Annotated in this window: 21 protein-coding genes; 16 read left to right on the top strand and 5 right to left on the bottom strand. The window is 65.2% G+C overall.

Annotated features, from left to right (window positions below; translation table 11 throughout):
• Window positions 1-89 precede the first annotated feature (89 nt).
• From Q8R61_RS12195 to Q8R61_RS12150, 10 genes are all read left to right on the top strand, one after another.
• Entirely contained in the window at window positions 90-419 is a 330-nt protein-coding gene (locus tag Q8R61_RS12195; RefSeq protein WP_305537611.1) for a helix-turn-helix transcriptional regulator, read from the top strand.
• Between the two features lie 204 nt (window positions 420-623).
• Window positions 624-1664 carry an efflux RND transporter periplasmic adaptor subunit gene (locus tag Q8R61_RS12190; protein ID WP_305537609.1) on the top strand — a complete coding sequence of 347 codons (1041 nt, stop codon included), beginning with the start codon at window positions 624-626 and terminating at the stop codon, window positions 1662-1664.
• A gap of 12 nt (window positions 1665-1676) precedes the next feature.
• On the top strand, window positions 1677-4898 hold the full coding sequence (locus tag Q8R61_RS12185; RefSeq protein WP_305537607.1) for an efflux RND transporter permease subunit: 3222 nt from the start codon (window positions 1677-1679) through the stop codon (window positions 4896-4898).
• Window positions 4895-5113 carry a DUF2892 domain-containing protein gene (locus Q8R61_RS12180; RefSeq protein ID WP_305537605.1) on the top strand — a complete coding sequence of 73 codons (219 nt, stop codon included), beginning with the start codon at window positions 4895-4897 and terminating at the stop codon, window positions 5111-5113. Before Q8R61_RS12185 ends, Q8R61_RS12180 begins: the two co-directional genes overlap by 4 nt.
• Before the next feature lie 12 nt (window positions 5114-5125).
• A complete protein-coding gene (locus Q8R61_RS12175; RefSeq protein WP_305537603.1) occupies window positions 5126-5542 on the top strand; it encodes a rhodanese-like domain-containing protein in 417 nt (138 codons plus the stop codon).
• A 10-nt stretch (window positions 5543-5552) separates the two neighbouring features.
• On the top strand, window positions 5553-5813 hold the full coding sequence (grxC, locus tag Q8R61_RS12170; protein WP_305537601.1) for a glutaredoxin 3: 261 nt from the start codon (window positions 5553-5555) through the stop codon (window positions 5811-5813).
• A 56-nt stretch (window positions 5814-5869) separates the two neighbouring features.
• Window positions 5870-6298 carry a thioredoxin TrxC gene (trxC, locus tag Q8R61_RS12165; RefSeq protein WP_305537599.1) on the top strand — a complete coding sequence of 143 codons (429 nt, stop codon included), beginning with the start codon at window positions 5870-5872 and terminating at the stop codon, window positions 6296-6298.
• A gap of 64 nt (window positions 6299-6362) precedes the next feature.
• Window positions 6363-6818 carry a protein-export chaperone SecB gene (gene secB, locus Q8R61_RS12160; RefSeq protein ID WP_305537597.1) on the top strand — a complete coding sequence of 152 codons (456 nt, stop codon included), beginning with the start codon at window positions 6363-6365 and terminating at the stop codon, window positions 6816-6818.
• The gene (locus Q8R61_RS12155) at window positions 6815-7255 is read left to right on the top strand and encodes an SH3 domain-containing protein (protein WP_305537595.1); all 441 of its coding nucleotides are present in this window, start codon (window positions 6815-6817) and stop codon (window positions 7253-7255) included. The genes secB and Q8R61_RS12155 overlap by 4 nt, the downstream gene beginning before the upstream one ends.
• On the top strand, window positions 7252-8238 hold the full coding sequence (locus tag Q8R61_RS12150; protein ID WP_305537743.1) for an NAD(P)H-dependent glycerol-3-phosphate dehydrogenase: 987 nt from the start codon (window positions 7252-7254) through the stop codon (window positions 8236-8238). Before Q8R61_RS12155 ends, Q8R61_RS12150 begins: the two co-directional genes overlap by 4 nt.
• Before the next feature lie 111 nt (window positions 8239-8349).
• Here the strand turns inward: Q8R61_RS12150 and Q8R61_RS12145 are convergent, their stop codons facing one another.
• Both Q8R61_RS12145 and Q8R61_RS12140 read right to left on the bottom strand, forming a co-directional pair.
• Window positions 8350-8832, bottom strand: coding sequence for a hypothetical protein (locus Q8R61_RS12145; protein WP_305537593.1), 483 nt, complete (start codon window positions 8830-8832; stop codon window positions 8350-8352).
• Window positions 8833-9297 (bottom strand): tRNA (cytidine(34)-2'-O)-methyltransferase, encoded by a 465-nt coding sequence (locus Q8R61_RS12140; RefSeq protein WP_305537591.1) that lies wholly within the window; start codon window positions 9295-9297, stop codon window positions 8833-8835. It abuts the gene before it with no gap.
• Window positions 9298-9341: 44 nt separating this feature from the next.
• Here Q8R61_RS12140 and gshA point away from each other — a divergent pair, with 44 nt between their 5' ends.
• Genes gshA through ptsP form a run of 6 tightly spaced genes read left to right on the top strand, consistent with a single transcriptional unit; the run spans window position 9342 to window position 15022 of the window.
• A complete protein-coding gene (gene gshA / locus Q8R61_RS12135) occupies window positions 9342-10637 on the top strand; it encodes a glutamate--cysteine ligase (protein ID WP_305537589.1) in 1296 nt (431 codons plus the stop codon).
• Entirely contained in the window at window positions 10634-11587 is a 954-nt protein-coding gene (gene gshB, locus Q8R61_RS12130; protein WP_305537587.1) for a glutathione synthase, read from the top strand. The genes gshA and gshB overlap by 4 nt, the downstream gene beginning before the upstream one ends.
• 13 nt (window positions 11588-11600) lie before the next feature.
• Complete coding sequence (locus tag Q8R61_RS12125) at window positions 11601-12599, top strand: FAD:protein FMN transferase (RefSeq protein ID WP_305537585.1); 999 nt, start codon at window positions 11601-11603, stop codon at window positions 12597-12599.
• 29 nt (window positions 12600-12628) lie between these two features.
• Window positions 12629-13045: a PTS sugar transporter subunit IIA gene (locus Q8R61_RS12120; protein WP_305537583.1), complete on the top strand. Its 417-nt coding sequence runs from the start codon at window positions 12629-12631 to the stop codon at window positions 13043-13045.
• Complete coding sequence (locus Q8R61_RS12115) at window positions 13026-13298, top strand: HPr family phosphocarrier protein (protein ID WP_305537581.1); 273 nt, start codon at window positions 13026-13028, stop codon at window positions 13296-13298. Before Q8R61_RS12120 ends, Q8R61_RS12115 begins: the two co-directional genes overlap by 20 nt.
• Window positions 13295-15022 (top strand): phosphoenolpyruvate--protein phosphotransferase, encoded by a 1728-nt coding sequence (ptsP, locus tag Q8R61_RS12110; protein ID WP_305537579.1) that lies wholly within the window; start codon window positions 13295-13297, stop codon window positions 15020-15022. The genes Q8R61_RS12115 and ptsP overlap by 4 nt, the downstream gene beginning before the upstream one ends.
• Before the next feature lie 10 nt (window positions 15023-15032).
• Here ptsP and Q8R61_RS12105 read toward each other — a convergent pair whose 3' ends face one another.
• Genes Q8R61_RS12105 through Q8R61_RS12095 form a run of 3 tightly spaced genes read right to left on the bottom strand, consistent with a single transcriptional unit; the run spans window position 15033 to window position 17825 of the window.
• Window positions 15033-16937: a dynamin family protein gene (locus Q8R61_RS12105; protein ID WP_305537577.1), complete on the bottom strand. Its 1905-nt coding sequence runs from the start codon at window positions 16935-16937 to the stop codon at window positions 15033-15035.
• Complete coding sequence (locus tag Q8R61_RS12100; protein ID WP_305537575.1) at window positions 16934-17242, bottom strand: DUF167 domain-containing protein; 309 nt, start codon at window positions 17240-17242, stop codon at window positions 16934-16936. The genes Q8R61_RS12105 and Q8R61_RS12100 overlap by 4 nt, the downstream gene beginning before the upstream one ends.
• Window positions 17243-17249: 7 nt before the next feature.
• The gene (locus Q8R61_RS12095) at window positions 17250-17825 is read right to left on the bottom strand and encodes a YggT family protein (RefSeq protein WP_305537573.1); all 576 of its coding nucleotides are present in this window, start codon (window positions 17823-17825) and stop codon (window positions 17250-17252) included.
• Window positions 17826-17897 lie beyond the last annotated feature (72 nt).

Raw genomic sequence — 17897 nt, 5'->3', positions numbered from 1 at the left:
CCGGCACCAGGGAATAAAAAAGGCGTCGCACCCGCATTCCACCCCCGGATGCCCGAGCGTCAGGGTACTACATGGACAGGATCGAGGTAATGAATATGGCAGTTGAATGGGACGAAGTGGACCTGATGGACAAGGACGAGCACATCGAGCAGGCATCGCGCGCGATGAAGGCCATGTCACATCCGCTACGCCTGAAAATCCTCTGTGTGCTGGGCGACAAGGAAATCAGCGTGCAGGACATCGTCGACCATGTGGGGACCTCGCAAAGCAATATTTCGCAACACCTCGCCATCCTGCGCGACAAGGGCGTACTGCGCACCCGCAAGGATGCCAACCGGGTCTATTACCGTGTCGGCGACACGCGCACGCTCAAGTTGCTGGGCATGATGCGCGACGTGTTCTGCGGCTTTTCCAAGTAAACGCCATCGCCATCCCAACAGGGCCCGGTCCGCGCAAGCGCCCGGGCCCTGATGTTTGGCGGGTCCGGATTGGAAGCGAACCGGTTGTGGCGCATACTTGCGCTTCGGCCCAACGCCGAAAAATGCCCCGAGACACGTGCCCAAGCCATTGAATAATATTGTTAATTAGAATATGCTAATGGACGTTTACCTGGAGGAGCACCCGTGCTGAAACCCGCCCGTCTGCTGGCCTGCGCCATTTTTGTCGCCACGCCCGTCTGGTCTGCGCTGCCGTTTGCCGTCGCGCCGGTGAAATACCAGATGACCGACACCGGCTATTCGACTGAAGCCAGTGTCGAGGCCGTCCGGCAGTCGACGCTGGCCGCCCAGGTATCGGGCCGCGTGGCTGCGGTGAATTTCGACGCCGGTGATTACGTCAAGGCCGGCACGGTCATCGTCCGCCTTTCCGCGCAGGAGCTGTCGTCCGCGGTGGCGGGTAGCCGCGCGCAGGTGGCGCAGGCCGACGCCACGCTGGCCAACGCGCGCGCCAACTACGAACGTCAGCAGCAGCTGTTCCAGCAGAAATTCATCAGCCAGGCCGCGCTTGACCGCGCCACCGCCGAGTTCCGTTCCGCCGAGGCGGCGGCACGCGCGGCGCGCGCCGGCGCCGGCCAGACGTCAGCGATGAGCGGCTACACCGTGATCACCGCGCCCTATTCCGGCGTGGTCGCGGCCCGCCATGTGGAAGTCGGTGAAACGGTCGCGCCCGGCACCCCGCTGATGACTGGTTTCGACCCCAAGGACATGCGGGTGATTGCCAACATCCCCCAATACAAGCTAGCGGAGGTGAAGGCGGCGCCGCGCGTTGCGGTCGAAATCCCCTCGCTCAACAAATGGATCAACGCGGCCGGCGTCACCGTGCTGCCGTCGGCCGATGCCACCACCCACACAGTCAAGGTCCGGATCGACCTGCCGACCAACCTGGAAGGCGTGATCCCCGGCATGTTCGCCCGTGCGCACTTCTCGGTGGGCAGCGCGCGCAAGCTCACGATCCCGTCGACCGCTGTGGTGCGCCGCTCCGAAATCACCGCTGTCTACGTGGTCCGGAAAGACACGGTCAGCCTGCGTCAGATCCGCCTCGGCACGCCGAACGGGCGCGGTCAGGTGGAAGTGCTGGCCGGGCTGAATCCGGGCGAGGTCATCGCACTCGATCCGGTCAAGGCGGGGATTTACGCCAAAAGCACCGCCAACCAGCCCGCCAAATAAACGGAGACGCGCATGGGACTCTCCGGACGCACCGCCCGCTTCTTTCTCACGTCCCAGCTGACCCCGCTGATCGCGCTGATCGCGGCGCTGATGGGCCTGTTCGCCATCATGGTCACGCCGCGCGAGGAAGAGCCGCAGATCAACGTAACCATGGCCAACGTGTTCATCCCGTTCCCGGGCGCGTCGGCCAAGGACGTGGAAGCGCTGGTCGCCACACCGGCCGAGCAGGTGCTGTCGCAGATCGCCGGCATCGAACACATCTATTCCGTTTCCAGGCCCGGCATGGCGGTGCTGACCGTGCAATACCTGGTGGGGCAGGACCGCACGCAGGCGCTGGTGAGGCTGTACGACACCATCCAGGCCAACCGCGACTGGGTGTCGCCCGAGCTCGGCGTCGGCGAGCCCATCATCAAGCCGCTCGGCATCGACGACGTGCCGATCGTCACCGTCACGCTGTGGACGCGCGACGAGACCCGCGGCGCGTTTGAACTGGAGCAGGTGGCGCATTCAGCGGAAATCGAGCTGAAGCGCATCGCCGGCACCCGCGAAGTCACCACCATCGGTGGCCCCGGCCGCGCGGTGCGGGTGCTGATGGACCCCGACCGCATGGCGGCCTTCAACGTCTCGGCGCAGGACATCCGCGACGCGCTGCAGGTGTCGAACGCGGCGCAGCCGTCCGGCACGCTGGTGTCCGGCAACCAGGAAATTCTGGTCCAGACCGGCACCTTTCTGACCGGTGCAGACGACGTGAAACAGCTGGTGGTCGGCGTTGCGCAGGGCCGGCCGGTCTACATGAACGACATTGCCCGCGTCGTCGCCGGACCCGACCAGCCGGCGCGCTACGTCTGGCACGGCCCCGCCGCCGGCGGTCCGCAGCAGGCCGACCAGGGGCAGACCTATCCGGCGGTGACGCTGGCCATTTCCAAGAAAGCCGGGGAAAACGCCGTCGACGTCGCCGAAAAGGTCATCGCGCGGGTCAACTCGTTGCAGAACAGCGTGCTGCCCGAGGGAGTCGAGGTCAGCGTCACCCGCAACTACGGCGCCACCGCCGACGACAAGGCGAAGAAGCTGATCCAGAAGCTGATCTTTGCCACCATCTCGGTGGTACTGCTGGTGCTGTTCGCTATCGGCAAACGCGAGGCGCTGATCGTCGGCGCGGCGGTGCTGTTGACCCTGGCGGCCACGCTATTCGCCTCCTGGGCGTGGGGTTTCACGCTCAACCGCGTCTCACTGTTCGCGCTGATTTTCTCGATCGGCATCCTGGTCGACGACGCCATCGTGGTGGTGGAGAACATCCACCGCCGCATGGGACTGGACCACGACGGCCTCGAAGCCATCATTCCCCGCGCCGTGGATGAAGTGGGCGGCCCGACCATCCTCGCCACCTTCACCGTGATCGCGGCGCTGTTGCCGATGGCCTTCGTCACCGGCCTGATGGGCCCTTACATGAGCCCGATCCCGATCAATGCCTCGATCGGCATGCTGATCTCGCTGGCGATCGCCTTCATCATCACGCCCTGGCTGGCGCTGAAGCTGATCAAGCAAACTGCGCACGACGCCCACGCCGCCGGCGGCGACAACAAACTCACCGCCTTCTTCCGCACCCGGCTGACGCCCTTCCTGCGCGGCGCCGAAGGCAAGAGCGCGCGCAGCAAGCTTTGGATCGGCATCGGGCTCGCCATCCTGTTGTCGGTCGCGTTGCCGGCGGTGCAGCTGGTCATCCTGAAAATGCTGCCGTTCGACAACAAGTCGGAATTCCAGATCATCGTCGACCTGCCGGTCGGCACGCCGTTGGAAAAGACTGCTCAGGTATTGAGCGAAATGGGCGCTGCCGTGGCTGCCGTCCCGGAAGTCACCGACTACCAGGCCTATGCCGGCACCGCAGCGCCAATCAACTTCAACGGCCTGGTGCGGCAGTACTACCTGCGCGCCGGCCCCGAAGTCGGCGACCTGCAGGTGAACCTGGTCGACAAGCACGAACGCGACCGCAAGAGCCACGACATCGCGCAGGCGATCCGCCCCGCGGTCGAGGCGATCGCGAAAAAACACGGCGCCGACGTCAAGGTGGTCGAAGTGCCGCCCGGCCCGCCGGTGATGTCGCCGATCGTCGCCGAAGTCTACGGCCCCGACTATGACGCGCAGATGCAGGTCGCCAAGCAGGTGCGCGCGGTGTTCGAAAAGACCGAAGGCATCGTGGCGATCGACGACACGGTGGAAGACGACGCCCAGCGTTTCGTGCTGCGCGTGCTGCAGAACAAGGCGGCGATGGCGGGCGTGGCGCAGAAGGACGTCGTCGCGGCGATGAAGATGGGGCTGGGCGGCGAAAACGTCACCCCCATCCACGGCAGCGGCGCCAAGTACGAAATCCCGGTGCGCATCACGCTACCGCCGGAGCGCCAGTCGCGGATCGAGGAACTGCTGAAGCTCACCGTGCGCGGCAACAATGGCAAGCTGGTGCCGCTGTCCGAACTGGTCGAAGTAGTGCCGAGCGAACGCGAAAAGACCATCTATCACAAGAACCTGCTGCCGGTGGTGTTCGTGGTCGGCGACACCGGCGGCACGCTGGATTCGCCGCTGTACGGCCTGTTCGGCATGCGCGGCGAGCTCAAGGATATGCCGCTGGAACAGGGTGGCACGCTGGGGGAAACCTTCATCCGCCAGCCCGCCGATCCCTACGCCGGATTCAGCATCAAGTGGGACGGCGAATGGCAGGTGACCTATGAAACCTTCCGCGACATGGGGCTGGCCTATGCCTTCGGCCTGATGCTGATCTACATCCTGGTGGTGGCGCAGTTCAAGAGCTATCTGACGCCGCTCGTCATCATGGCGCCGATCCCGCTCACCATCATCGGCGTGATGCCCGGCCACGCCCTGCTCGGCGCGCAGTTCACCGCCACCTCGATGATCGGCATGATCGCGCTGGCCGGCATCATCGTGCGCAACTCCATCCTGCTGGTCGACTTCATCAACGAGCAGACGGCCGCCGGCATGGACTTCCAGGAAGCGGTGATCCAGGCCGGCGCCACCCGCGCCAAGCCGATCGTGCTGACCGGCGCCGCCGCCATGATGGGTGCGTTCTTCATCCTCGACGACCCGATTTTCTCCGGGCTCGCGGTATCCTTGATTTTCGGCATCTTCGTCTCCACCCTGCTGACGCTGGTGGTGATTCCGGTGCTGTATTACGCCGCGAATTTCCGCAAACATTCTTCATCAACACCAGGAGTTTCATCATGACCGTTGAACGCATGGTCCGCATCATTGCCGGATTTTTCATCATGCTGTCGCTCGCGCTGGCGCACTTTTCGGGCAGTGCCGACCTGACCCAGCTGTCGTGGCTGTGGTTCACCGCCTTCGTCGGCTTCAATCTGTTCCAGTCCGGCATCACCCGCTTCTGTCCGATGGACATCATGCTGAAAAAGGCCGGTGTCAAACAGGGCTGCGGCCTCTAAGCGGAGACCGCCATGGACATGCAATTTCTCCAGGACAACTGGATGCTGGTGGCGCTCGCCGTGGTGTCCGGCGCCATGCTGGTCTGGTCGTTCGTCGGCGCCCGCCTGTCCGGCGTCGAGCAGGCAGACACGCTGAAGGCCACCCGGCTCTACAATGACGATGCGCTGGTGCTCGATGTGCGCGAGGACAAGGAATACGCGGAAGGTCATATTCCCAAGGCGAAGCACATTCCCCTGGGGCAACTGGCCGGCCGCCTCAACGAACTCGACAAGTTCAAGAACAAGCCCGTGCTCGTCACCTGCCGTAGCGGCCAGCGCTCGGCGCGCGCCTGCGGCATGCTGAAAAAAGCCGGCTTCGAAACCGTCTACAACCAGGCTGGCGGCATCATCGCGTGGGAACGCGCGAACCTGCCCGTCAGCAAGAAATAAGGAGCCCTTGATGGCCAAAGTCGTAATGTACTGCACCGCCGTGTGTCCCTACTGCGTGGCCGCCGAGCGCCTGCTCAAAAGCCGCGGTGTCACCGAAATCGAAAAGATCCGCATCGACCTCGATCCGGCCCGACAGGAAGAAATGATCACCCGCAGCGGCCGTCGCACCGTGCCGCAGATCTTCATCGGCGACACCCATGTCGGCGGCTTCGACGACACCGCGGCGCTGGATGCGGCGGGCAAACTGGTGCCGCTGTTGGCGAGCGCTTGATTTTCCGGCATCCGCCACCATCTTGAAGTGATCGCTTTCGCTTCAAGGACCCTCCGATGGAACTCGCCTGCCCCCACTGCCTTGCCGTCAACCGCGTGCCGGATGAACGGCTGGCCGACGCGCCCAAATGCGGCCAATGCGGTTCGCCGCTGCTGCCCGGTGCCCCGGTCGACCTCAGCGCCGACAGCTTCGACCGCTTCATCGCGAAGGCCGGCCTGCCGGTGCTGGTCGATTTCTGGGCCGGCTGGTGCGGCCCCTGCAAGATGATGGCGCCGATCTTCCAGCAGGTGGCGGCCGAGATGAACACGCGGGTGCGCTTCGCCAAGGTCGACACCGAGGCGCATCCGCAGGTGTCGATGCGCCACCACATCAAGGGGATTCCCAGCCTGATCCTGTTCCGGAACGGCCAGGAAACGGCGCGCGTCTCGGGCGCAATGGAAGCCCACGCGCTGAAACGCTGGTTGGCGTCACAAGGCATTCAATAAGCGCGTGTAAAATAGTCCCGTTCCCGGAGCCCAGGCTCCGGTTTTCTTGTCCAGGGAGTCCTCCATGTCCGACGCACAACAACCCGTATTCAACATCGAAAAGCTTTTCGTCAAGGATCTGTCGCTCGAGGTCCCCAACGCCCCCGCCATCTATCTCGAACGCGAAGCACCGCAGATCGACGTCAACATGTCGACCGAAAGCCGCGCGCTGGGCGAGGACCTGTACCACACCAGCATCACTGTGACCGTCACTTCCAAGATCGGCGACAAGGTCATGTTCCTGGTCGAGTGCACCCAGGCCGGGATCTTCCGCATTCAGAACGTGCCGCAGGACCAGATGGCGATGGTGCTCAGCATCGGCTGCCCCAACATCGTCTTCCCCTATCTGCGCGAGAGTGTGTCCGACGTCATAATCCGCGCCGGCTTCCCGCCGCTGCTGCTGAATCCGGTCAACTTCGAGGCCCTGTTCCTGCAGCAGCAGCAAGCCCAGCAGCAACAGGCTGCGCCGCAAACGCATTGAAATCCGCACTGTTCATGGCGGGCCTGCTGGTGGCGCTGTCCGCGCCGGCCAGCGCGCTGGAATACCGCAGCACCAGCCGCCCCGCCCTGCTCTACGACGCGCCCTCGACCGCTGCCGGCAAGGTGGCCATCGCCGGCAGCGGCCTGCCGCTCGAGGTCATCGTCGACACCGACACTTGGGTCAAGGTGCGCGACCACAGCGGTCGCCTCGCCTGGGTTGAGAAAGCCGCGCTCGGCGGCGCCCGCAGCGTCATGGTCAAGGTCGAAGTCGGCCTGGTCCGCCAGCAGCCGCGGCCCGATGCCGAGATTGCCTTCCGCGCAGCGCAAGGGGTGCTGCTCGACGTCACCGGGGCGATCGATCCGTTTGGCTGGCTGCCGGTGAAACACGCGAACGGCCAGACCGGCTGGCTGCCGGCGCACGAAGCATGGGGACGATGAAACTGGCGGTGCTCGGCGCGGGCGCCTGGGGCACCGCGCTGGCGGCCAGTTGGGCACCGCACCACGACGTCACCCTGTGGGGGCGCGATGCGGCGGAACTCGACGCCATGCGCGCCGATCGCCTCAATACCCGCTACCTGCCCGGCTGCCCGCTGCCCGACAGTCTCGAATTCAATCCCGATTTCGACGCGGTGGCCCATGCCGCCCAACTCATCGTCATCGCCGTTCCCAGCCACGGCCTGCGCGCCACCCTGACCGCGCTCGCCCGGCAGCCGGCGCTGCCGCCCCTCATCTGGGTCTGCAAGGGCTTCGAGCCCGGCAGCCGCAAGCTGCCGCACCAGCTGGTCGCCGAGCTGCTGCCTGACCATGCGCAAACCGCCGTGCTGTCCGGCCCCAGCTTTGCGCAGGAAGTCGCGCAGGGCTATCCCACCGCGCTCACGCTGGCCTCGCACGACAGCGCGCTGGCGCAGCACCTGGCCGAGGTGCTGTCGGGCCATCGCCTGCGCCTGTACGCGCATGATGACGTCATCGGCGTCGAAATCGGCGGCGCGCTGAAGAACGTCATGGCCATCGCCGCCGGCATCTGCGACGGCCTGCAGTTCGGCCATAATGCACGCGCCGCGCTGATCACCCGGGGGCTGGCCGAAATGACCCGGCTCGGCGTCCAGCTCGGCGGTCGCGTCGAAACCTTCATGGGCCTGTCCGGCCTCGGCGACCTCATCCTCACCACCACCGGTGACCTCTCGCGCAATCGCCAGGTCGGCCTGCGCCTCGCGCGCGGCCAATCGCTCGATGCCATCCTGGCCGAGCTCGGCCACGTTGCCGAGGGTGTTACCACTGCGCGCGAAGTGGCCGCGCTGGCCGACGCGCGCGGCGTCGACATGCCCATCACGCGCGCCGTCTGCCAGATGCTGTTCGAGGGGCTGCCCGCCGCGCAGGCCGTAAACACGCTGCTGAACCGGGAAATCAAGGCGGAGTTCTGACGCCCGGGCGAGCAAGTTGCTGGTGCGAAGTCCGCGCGCGCAAAGGCGCTCGGCTGACGAACCTTCAGCTTAATGGCGGCGTGCCGGCAGCAACCTATAGCAACTCAATAGCTAGACCGCCTCCGGGTGCGCGGCCGACGCCGCAATGCGCTCGATAGTGGCGACGAATCCGGAGTCTTCGCCGGTCAGCAGCGGCGGTAGCGCGGCGCGGAAATCCTCGCGCGCGCACCACTCGTGCATGTAGTCCTCCCACGACAGCCACAGGCGCGCCTGCTGCCGGCTCATGTCGTCCTCATACACCAGCACGTAGGCGCGCTCGAACAGGGCGACGAGGATGGCGAACAGCGCCTGCTTGCGTTCCTGCTGATCCTCGCTGAGCGCGCCCTTCGCGGTCGGCGACAACAGATGCAGGTCGGCATTCTCGATCACCAGCCGCATGAAATCGGCGTATTCGTCCGACAGCCGCAGGAAGATTTCCTCTTCGTCGGTCTGCTGTTCGCGGCGGCGGTCGTAGACATAGACGCCGATGGCCAGCGGCAAGCCGATGATGGTGACGATATAACTCAGCGCTTCCAGCCATTCGAGTCCGCTCATTCACACCCCTCCCGAAAAACCGTTCTGTCGCCAGGCTTCGAACACGACCACACTGACGGCGTTGGACAGGTTCATGCTGCGCGAATCGGGCAGCATGGGCAAGCGCAGGCGGTGCGCATCGTCGAACTGCGCCAGCACCTCGGCCGGCAGGCCGCGCGACTCGGGCCCGAACAGCAGCACGTCGCCGGCGCGGAATGCACTGTCAGCATAACGCGCGCTGCCCTTGGTGGTGAACGCAAACCAGCGCCGGCCGGGCAGCGCGGCGCGCACCGCATCCCAGTCAGTGTGCACAGTCACGCAGGCCATGTCGTGGTAGTCGAGGCCGGCGCGCGCCACCTGCTTGTCGGACAAATCGAAGCCCAGCGGTGCGACCAGATGCAGCCGGCAGCCGGTGTTGGCCGCCAGCCGGATCAGATTGCCGGTATTGGGCGGGATTTCAGGTTGGAACAAAACGATGTCAAACATCCGGCTTGGCCTAAAATGAGCAAATTCCTGGAGCCGCCTATTTTATGGTCCCTTACCTCACTACCGCACTCACCGGCCCGCTGCTGGAACTCGAAAAACGCCTGCTCGACGCCCAGCCGACCATCGAGCACTGGTTTCGCCAGCAATGGAAGGACCAGTCGGCGCCGTTCTACACCTCGGTCGACATCCGCAACGCCGGCTTCAAGCTGGCGCCGGTGGATACCAATCTGTTTCCCGGCGGTTTCAACAATCTCAATCCCTCGTTCATGTCGCTGTCGATTCACGCGGCCATGGGCGCGGTGGAAAAGATCTGTCCCGATGCGCAACGCTTGTTGCTGATTCCGGAGAGCCACACGCGCAACGTGTTCTACCTGCAGAACGTGGCGGTGCTGGCGCATATCCTGCGGCAGACGGGCCTCATCGTGCGCATTGGCACGCTGATCCCCGAGGTCACCCAGCCGACCACGCTGGAACTGCCGGGGGGCGGACGGATCACGCTGGAGCCGCTGCTGCGCCGCGGCGATCGCATCGGACTGGAGGGCTTCGACCCTTGTGCGGTGCTGCTCAACAACGACCTGTCGGCCGGGGTGCCGGAGATTCTGAAAGACATTGAGCAAACCATCATGCCGCCGCTACACGCCGGCTGGTCGACGCGCCGCAAGTCGCGCCACTTTGCCGCCTACCAGCATATCGCTGTCGAATTCGCGCGGCTGATCGGCATCGACCCCTGGCTGATCGATCCCTACTTCAACCACTGCGGCAAGATCGACTTCCAGGTGCGCCAGGGCGAAGACTGCCTGGCTGAAAAAGTCGGCGACATGCTGGACAGGATCCGCGTCAAATACACCGAATACGGCATCGACCAGCCGCCCTTCGTCATCGTCAAGGCCGACGCCGGCACCTACGGCATGGGCATCATGACGGTGAAATCGCCCGAGGACGTGCGCGAGCTCAACCGCAAGCAACGCAACAAGATGGCGGTCGGCAAGGAAGGCATGGCGGTGAGCGAGGTCCTGATCCAGGAAGGCGTCTACACCTTCGAGAGCATCAACGGCGCGGTCGCCGAGCCGGTGGTCTACATGCTCGACCACTTCGTCGTCGGCGGTTTCTACCGCGTGCACACCGGGCGCGGCTCGGACGAAAACCTCAACAGCCCGGGCATGCACTTCGTGCCGCTGGCGTTCGACGAAACCTGCCTGACGCCCGACCGCAGCGCCAATCCGGACTCAGCCCCCAACCGTTTCTACGCCTATGGCGTGATCGCGCGGCTGGCGATGCTGGCGGCCAGCATCGAACTCGACGAAGCCCTCAACGAGACCGAGCACGTGGCCGCCGCATGAAGCTGCTGTTCATCGTCGATCCGCTGGTCGGCCTCAAGGCCTACAAGGACAGTTCGGTGGCGATGATGCGCGCGGCCGCCGCGCATGGCCATGCCGTGTTTGCCTGCGAGGCGCGCCATCTGTTCATCCGCGACGGCTTCGTGCGTGCTGCCTGCGCCACGCTCGACGTGCGCAGCGACGACGACTGGTATCGCGTCGCCCACAGCGAGACCCTGCTGCTGAAGGATTTCAACGCCGTGGTGATGCGCACCGATCCGCCGGTGGACACGGATTACCTGCTCGCCACCCACCTGCTCAGCGTGGCCGAACGCAACGGCGCGCAGGTGCTGAATCGCCCGGCCAGCCTGCGCGATTTCAACGAGAAGCTGGCGATTCTGAATTTTCCGCAGTTCGTCGCGCCCACCCTAGTGTCCGCCGACGCGACGGCAATCGGCGCCTTTCTCGCCGAGCAGCAGGACATCATCGTCAAGCCGCTGACCGAAATGGGCGGCAGCGGCATTTTTCGCCTGACGCTTGCCGACCCCAACCGCAACGCCATCCTGGAGACGCTGACCCGGCAGGGCGGCCGCGCCATCATGGCGCAGCGCTATTTGCCGGAGATCCGGGACGGCGACAAGCGCATCCTGCTGATCGACGGCGATGTGGTGCCGTGGGCGCTGGCCCGTATCCCGCAAGCGGGCGAGACGCGCGGCAACCTCGCCGCCGGCGGCACCGCGCGCGTGCAGCCGCTGTCGGCGCGCGACCGCATCATCGCCGACACCGTCGCGCCGTGGGCACGCGACCACGGCATCTTTCTCGCCGGCCTCGACGTGATCGGCAACTGCCTCACCGAAATCAACGTCACCAGCCCCACCGGCTTCCAGGAAATCATGGCGCAGGCGGGGCACGACGTGGCCGCGCAATTCATTGCCGCGATCGAGCGCCATTACTCCAGCGCGGTGCGTCCGTGACACCGCAGCGCGCATGAGGCCTGCGCGGCACGGGGTGTGGCTGCTGCTGGTGTGGGCGCTCGCCGCCTGCAGTCCGCCGCCGCTGTATACGCAACAGGCCTATGTCTTCGGCACGCTGGTCGAGGTCAGTGTGTACGGGGCGCCCGAAGCGCAGGCGCAGCAGGCGACCGCCGCGGTGCTGGCACGCTTCGACGCGCTCCACCGCAGCCTGCATGCCTGGCAACCTAGCGCGCTGTCAGAGCTCAACGCCGCGCTGGCGCGCGGCGAGCGCGCCACGGTGAAACCCGAACTCGCGGCCATGCTGACGGAAGCGCAGGCACTCGCCGCGCAATCCGGCGAGCTGTTCAATCCGGCCATCGGCGGGCTGGTCGCACTGTGGGGCTTCCACGCCGACACGCCGCAGGCGCAGGTGCCCGCGGCTGCCGCAATCCAGGCGCAGGTGGCGGCACAGCCGCGCATGGCCGACCTCGTCATTGACGCCGAGTCGGTATCAAGTCGAAACCCGGCCGTTCAGCTGGACCTCGGCGGCTATGCCAAGGGCCGCGCACTCGACGACGCCGTGGCCATTCTGCAGGCGCACGGCATCCGCAATGCCCTGGTGAACATCGGCGGCAACGTGATCGCGCTCGGCCGCCACGGCGAACGCCCGTGGCGCGTCGGGGTCCAGCACCCGCGCCAGCCGGGCACGCTGGCCACGCTGGATTTGCAGGACGGCGAGGCGATCGGCACCTCGGGCGACTACCAGCGATTTTTTGAAGCGGATGGCCGCCGCTACTGCCACCTGATCGACCCGCGCAGCGGCATGCCGGCAACCGGCATGCAATCGGTAACCGTTCTGGTGCGCGGCGTGCACGCCGGCACACGTTCGGATGCGCTGTCGAAGCCGCTGTTCATCGAAGGGGCGGCAGGCCTGGCCGACCATGCGGCGCGGCTGGGTATTTCAGACTATGTCACGGTGGATCACACCGGCAAAACCTACATCTCCACGACGATGAAGGCCCGGCTTCGCTAGAATAGGACTTTTGGCCCAACCTCCACGCAATGATTGGCATCCTCATCGTCGCACACGGTTCGCTCGGCGACAGTCTGGTCGAGTGCGCCACCCACGTTCTGGGCCAGCCCCCGCTCGGCCTGGCCACGATCGACTTCATCGGCCACGCCGACCCCGACGAACGCCAGAAGGCGCTGCAGGCGCGGCTCGCCGAACTCGACCAGGGCGACGGCATTCTGGTGCTGACCGACATGTATGGCGCCACGCCCAGCAACACGCTGTGCCGTCTGCTCGAGCCCGCGCACATCGAAGGCGTCACCGGCGTCAACCTGCCGATGCTGCTGAAGGCGCTGAACTACCGCGATACGCTCGCGCTGCCGCAGCTGATCGAACGCATCGTCGACGGCGGACGCAACAGCATCAATCATATTTCCGAGACCATGTGCCATGCAGCAACGGGACGTTGAAGTCGTCAACAAGCTGGGGCTGCACGCGCGGCCGTCGGCACGCCTCACCCAGATCGCCTCCAGCTTCAAGAGCCAGGTCTTCATGTCGCGCAACGGCCGCCGCGTCAACGCCAAGAGCATCATGGGCGTGATGATGCTGGCCGCCGCCAAGGGCAGCACCATCACGCTGGAAACCGAAGGCGAAGACGAGGTGGAAGCGATCAATACGCTGGCCGACCTCATCGCCAGCGGCTTCGGCGAGGAGCTTGCATGAGCTTCTCGCTGCATGGCATCGGCGTCTCCGGCGGCATTGCCATCGGCTATGCGCACCTCACGTCCCATGCGCGCGTGGAAGTGCCGCAGTACATGCTCGACCGCAAGTACATCAAGGATGAACTGGCGCGTTTCGATGAGGCCATCTTCGCCACCCGTGCCGAGCTCGAAATCCTGCGCAGCCACATCCCGCCCGGCGCACCGGCGGAACTGTCGGCCTTTCTCGACATGCACCTGATGTTCCTCGGCGATTCGATGATTGCCGAGGAGCCCAAGCGCCTGATCCGCGAAACCCAGTGCAACGCCGAATGGGCGCTGGCGCAGCAGATGGAAGCGCTGGTGGCACGCTTCGACGAAATTGACGACGCCTACCTCAGAAGCCGCCAGGAAGACGTGGTGCAGGTGGTGCAGCGCGTGCTGAAGGCGCTGATGGGCCACCCCAGCCACCTGCCGCTGGACGTCGACTTCGACAGCGAGCGCATCCTGGTCGCGCACGAGTTATCGCCGGCCGACATGGTCATTTTCAAGAACGTGCATTTCGCCGCCTTCATCACCGATCTCGGCGGCACCACCTCGCACACCGCGATTCTGGCGCGCAGCATGGGCATGCCCTCGGTGATGGCGCTGCACAACGCGCGCGGCCTGATCCGCGACCACGACCTGCTGATCGTCGACGGCCGCGACGGCGTGGTGATCGTCAACCCGGACGAAGCGGTGCTGGCCGAATACCGGCTGCGGCAGAACCAGTGGCGCATCGACACCGACAAGCTGAAGCGGTTGAAAACCAGCAAGTCGGCCACACTCGACGGCGTGCCGATCGAACTGATGGCCAACATCGAACTGCTGGACGACATCGCCGCGGTGAAAACCTCGGGCGCGCACGGCATCGGCCTGTTCCGCAGCGAATTCCTCTTCCTCAACCGCAGCGACCTGCCAGACGAGGACGAGCAATACGCCTCCTACCGGGCGGTGACCGAGGCGCTGGACGGCAAGCCGGTCACCATCCGCACGCTCGACCTCGGCGCCGACAAGCAGGCGCCCTGGGGCCATACCGTCGCCGACAATCCGGCGCTCGGCCTGCGCGCGATTCGCCTGTGCCTGGCCGAGCCGGGCCTGTTCCATACCCAATTGCGCGCGATCCTGCGCGCGTCGGCGCACGGCCAGGTACGCATGCTGATCCCGATGCTGGTGAGCTTCCTGGAACTGCGGCAGACGCTGCAGCGCATCGACGAGGCCAAGGCCTCGCTGCGGAAGGACGGCCTGAAGTTCGACGAAGGCATCCCCATCGGCGGCATGATCGAGGTGCCGGCCGCCGCGCTGTCGGCTGCGTTCTTTGCCGAACAGCTGGATTTCCTGTCGATCGGCACCAATGACCTGATCCAGTACACGCTGGCGATCGACCGCGCCGACGACAGCGTGGCCCATCTGTATGACCCCCTGCATCCGGCCGTGCTCGGTCTGGTCCAGCACACGCTGCGCGCGGGCGCCAAGGCGGGCAAACCGGTGTCGGTGTGCGGAGAGATGGCGGGCGACCCGCTGCTGACGCGACTGCTGCTGGGCCTGGGACTGCGGACGTTTTCGATGCACCCGGCCAGCCTGCTGCAGGTGAAGCAGCAGGTGCTGAAATCGCATCTGGAAGAACTGACGCCGGCCGCGCAGCGGCTGCTGAGGAACACCGATCCCGACAAGACTGCGCCGCTGCTCGCCCGCCTGAACGGCGGCTGAACCCGCCGGATCAGGCGGTCAGCTGCGCGGCGATGCGCTCGAGTTCCGTCTTCTCGCGACGCAGCGTGCCGATTTCCTGCTTGATCTGGGCCATGCGGGTGTGCAGCGTGCCCATGTTTTCCAGGATCTTCTGCAGGCTGGCGAGGCGCATGTCGAGGTACTGCTTGTGCTCGCGGATGCGTGTCATGATCGGATCCAGCGCGATGCGCAGCCAGCGTTCGGCTTCGGTACGCGCCAGGTTGAAGGCCTTGCGGGCCTCCTCGGCGAGGCCGGCATAAAAGCGCCGGATCATGAAACGCTTTTCCAGCATCAGGTTGGCAGGGTCCTTGCAAAATGCTTCGGTCTCGCGCATCAGCCCATTGAGCCGGTTGCGGTAGGCGCCCAGGTCGAGTCGAGGCACCTGCATTTTCGGCAGCTGGTGCTGACGATGAAAGCGGGTGTAGGCTTGGTCCAGCACATCCAGCATGTTGTCCGCCAGCTGGCTCGCCTGCTGGATGCGCCCGCTCATCTGCTCGCTCAGCTGGCGGATGCCGCTGGTCAGGCCGCGCGTGGTCCAGCTGCCTTCCAGTGCTTCGCGACCGGCCTTGCAGATTTCGCCCAGTGTCTCTTCCGACAGGCTGGACAGCAGATGCTGGCCCTGCGCCTGCATCATTCTGCGGGTGGTGCGGAACTGGTCGGCGGTGGCGTCGTAGCTGTCCTTTTCCTTTTGCAGGGCGGCGCGTGACTGCTCGATCATTTCGCGGTTCTTGCCCGACAGCTGGTTGAGCTGAATCAGTTCGTCGCTGCGACGCTTGATTTGCGCGGACAGGTCGATGCGACTCTCATCCAGCTGCGCAATCACATCGTGGCTGACCGCGTGATAGAGCATGTCGCGCCGCGCCGGGATCACCTGATGCGCCAGCAGATATTCCAGCGACTCGATGCCCGAGCGCACGCGCAGAGCCGCGTCGCCACGGATGGTGGCGGCCAGCGCCTTCTGCGCCGACACGGTGAACACCCGACTGCGCGGCAGCTTCAACACGCGCGCGGCCTCCTCGGCCTGACGCTCGATAGTGGCCTGTACTTCGGCTTCACTTTTCAGCTCGTCCCACAGCATGTCGATCTTGTTCAGCACCGCCACATGGTAGTTGGCATGCCGATGCACGTGTTTCTGCCAGATTTCGAGATCGGAACGGGTGACGCCGGTATCCGTCGCCAGCAGAAACATCACCGCATGCGCATTGGGAATGACCGACAACGTCAACTCCGGCTCGGTGCCCAGTGCGTTGAGTCCGGGCGTGTCCAGGATCGTCAGCCCGGCCTGAAGCAGCGGGTGGGGATAATTGATCATGGCGTAGCGCCAGGCCGGCACTTCCACGGTGCCGTCGGCGCGCAGGTGGTGGCGTTCGCTTTCATCCTCGCCATTCCAGAGGCCGAGCTCGATCGCGTCCACCGCCGGCATCAGCTGGGTTTCGGTGAGTTTTTTCAGGCTGTCGCGCAGCTGGCGCGGGTCGCTGGGGTCGAGCGCGACCCGGCACCACTCGATCGGCATGTGCTTCAAGCGTGCCAGCGAATCCTCGCGGCGGCGCGTTTCGATCGGCAGCAGGCTCAGGCTCGGCGCGTCGTCCGGGTTTGAAAACAGCTCGGTCGGACACATCGTGGTTCGGCCGGCGTCGGAAGGCAGCAGGCGCTGGCCATGATCGGCAAAAAACAGCGCATTGATGAGCTCGCTCTTGCCGCGCGAGAACTCGGCGACGAAGGCCACCACCAGCTTGTCCTGACGCAGGTTCGACGCCGTGTCGGTCAGCCGCAGGGTGCGTTCGGCGTCGATGCCGTGACGGCGGTCGAGCCAGTCGGCATAGTCGGCGATCGCGGCGGCCAGCCGCATACGCCGTTCGCTGAAATCGGCGACTTCCTGTTCCAGATGGATGCTCATTTTATTTTACTGTTCTCGATTTCAAGCCAGGGCATCTCGACCCCCCGCACCGCCACGGTTTTTTGCCGCGAAGTCTCGCCCCGCACCAGGCATACCGAGGCTTTCGGCACGCCCAGCTGCGTGGCCAGCCAGCCCAGCAGATGCACATTCGCTTTATTATCGACTGCCGGTGCGGCAATCTTTAGCTTCAGCCGCCCGCCGTGTTCGCCCAGCACGGCGGTGCATTTCGCCCCCGGCTGAACGTGCAGGTCGAGTAGCCAGTCAGCGCCGTCGCGTCGCGCCCAGACCGGAGGGCTGCTGACCACCAGCCGCTCAGAGAGCCCCCAGCAGGGCGCGTTCCAGCGCCAGGATCGGCACCATCAGCACCAGCTGGCACAGGATGAACAGCACCAGCGGCGTCAGGTCGATCTGCGCCACCATCGGGACAACCCGCCGCAGCGGACGCAGAAAGGGTTCGGACAACTCGTACACCACCGGCATCAACGGATTATTCGAATTGACCCAGGACAGCACCGCGCGCACCAGCGTCAGGCCGATGATCAGGTACACCGTCAGGCTTAGCAGCCGCACCGCCCCCAGCCCCAGCATCACCGGCCACACGCGGCCGCCGGCCAGTGCGAACGGAAAGCCGTCCAGCCAGTACGAGGCCACTACGACCGCGAATTCGACCACGAATGCCAGCAGCAGGCAGGCCAGATCGAGGCCAAACAGCCCCGGCACCACGCGGCGCAGCGGCTTGATCGCGAAATCGGTGAGGGCGACGATGAACTGCGCGAACGGATTGCGGAACGGCACCCGGAACAGTTGCATCATGAAACGCAGCAGCACGGCGATCACGAACAGGTTGCCTAGCGTCTGGATCAGGAATTTCAGCGCGGCTTCGATCATCCTGGGAACCCCGGTTGGACGCGTCCGATGGTGCGTCTGGGCGAGTGTCTGGCGCGAAGCGACGACGCAGCA

This window comes from Thiobacillus sp. (assembly GCF_030696885.1).
In the GTDB taxonomy this organism is placed as follows: Bacteria; Pseudomonadota; Gammaproteobacteria; order Burkholderiales; family Thiobacillaceae; genus Thiobacillus.
Note: the sequence above shows the minus strand (reverse complement) of the source record. Positions and strands in the feature narration are given on the sequence as shown.

Coding starts and splice junctions, on each gene's coding strand:
- Q8R61_RS12195 (WP_305537611.1), top strand. CDS start 90: ATGAATATGGCAGTTGAATGGGACGAAGTGGACCTGATGGACAAGGAC.
- Q8R61_RS12185 (WP_305537607.1), top strand. CDS start 1,677: ATGGGACTCTCCGGACGCACCGCCCGCTTCTTTCTCACGTCCCAGCTG.
- Q8R61_RS12180 (WP_305537605.1), top strand. CDS start 4,895: ATGACCGTTGAACGCATGGTCCGCATCATTGCCGGATTTTTCATCATG.
- Q8R61_RS12175 (WP_305537603.1), top strand. CDS start 5,126: ATGGACATGCAATTTCTCCAGGACAACTGGATGCTGGTGGCGCTCGCC.
- grxC (WP_305537601.1), top strand. CDS start 5,553: ATGGCCAAAGTCGTAATGTACTGCACCGCCGTGTGTCCCTACTGCGTG.
- trxC (WP_305537599.1), top strand. CDS start 5,870: ATGGAACTCGCCTGCCCCCACTGCCTTGCCGTCAACCGCGTGCCGGAT.
- secB (WP_305537597.1), top strand. CDS start 6,363: ATGTCCGACGCACAACAACCCGTATTCAACATCGAAAAGCTTTTCGTC.
- Q8R61_RS12150 (WP_305537743.1), top strand. CDS start 7,252: ATGAAACTGGCGGTGCTCGGCGCGGGCGCCTGGGGCACCGCGCTGGCG.
- Q8R61_RS12145 (WP_305537593.1), bottom strand. CDS start 8,832: ATGAGCGGACTCGAATGGCTGGAAGCGCTGAGTTATATCGTCACCATC.
- Q8R61_RS12140 (WP_305537591.1), bottom strand. CDS start 9,297: ATGTTTGACATCGTTTTGTTCCAACCTGAAATCCCGCCCAATACCGGC.
- gshA (WP_305537589.1), top strand. CDS start 9,342: ATGGTCCCTTACCTCACTACCGCACTCACCGGCCCGCTGCTGGAACTC.
- gshB (WP_305537587.1), top strand. CDS start 10,634: ATGAAGCTGCTGTTCATCGTCGATCCGCTGGTCGGCCTCAAGGCCTAC.
- Q8R61_RS12125 (WP_305537585.1), top strand. CDS start 11,601: ATGAGGCCTGCGCGGCACGGGGTGTGGCTGCTGCTGGTGTGGGCGCTC.
- Q8R61_RS12120 (WP_305537583.1), top strand. CDS start 12,629: ATGATTGGCATCCTCATCGTCGCACACGGTTCGCTCGGCGACAGTCTG.
- Q8R61_RS12115 (WP_305537581.1), top strand. CDS start 13,026: ATGCAGCAACGGGACGTTGAAGTCGTCAACAAGCTGGGGCTGCACGCG.
- ptsP (WP_305537579.1), top strand. CDS start 13,295: ATGAGCTTCTCGCTGCATGGCATCGGCGTCTCCGGCGGCATTGCCATC.
- Q8R61_RS12105 (WP_305537577.1), bottom strand. CDS start 16,937: ATGAGCATCCATCTGGAACAGGAAGTCGCCGATTTCAGCGAACGGCGT.
- Q8R61_RS12095 (WP_305537573.1), bottom strand. CDS start 17,825: ATGATCGAAGCCGCGCTGAAATTCCTGATCCAGACGCTAGGCAACCTG.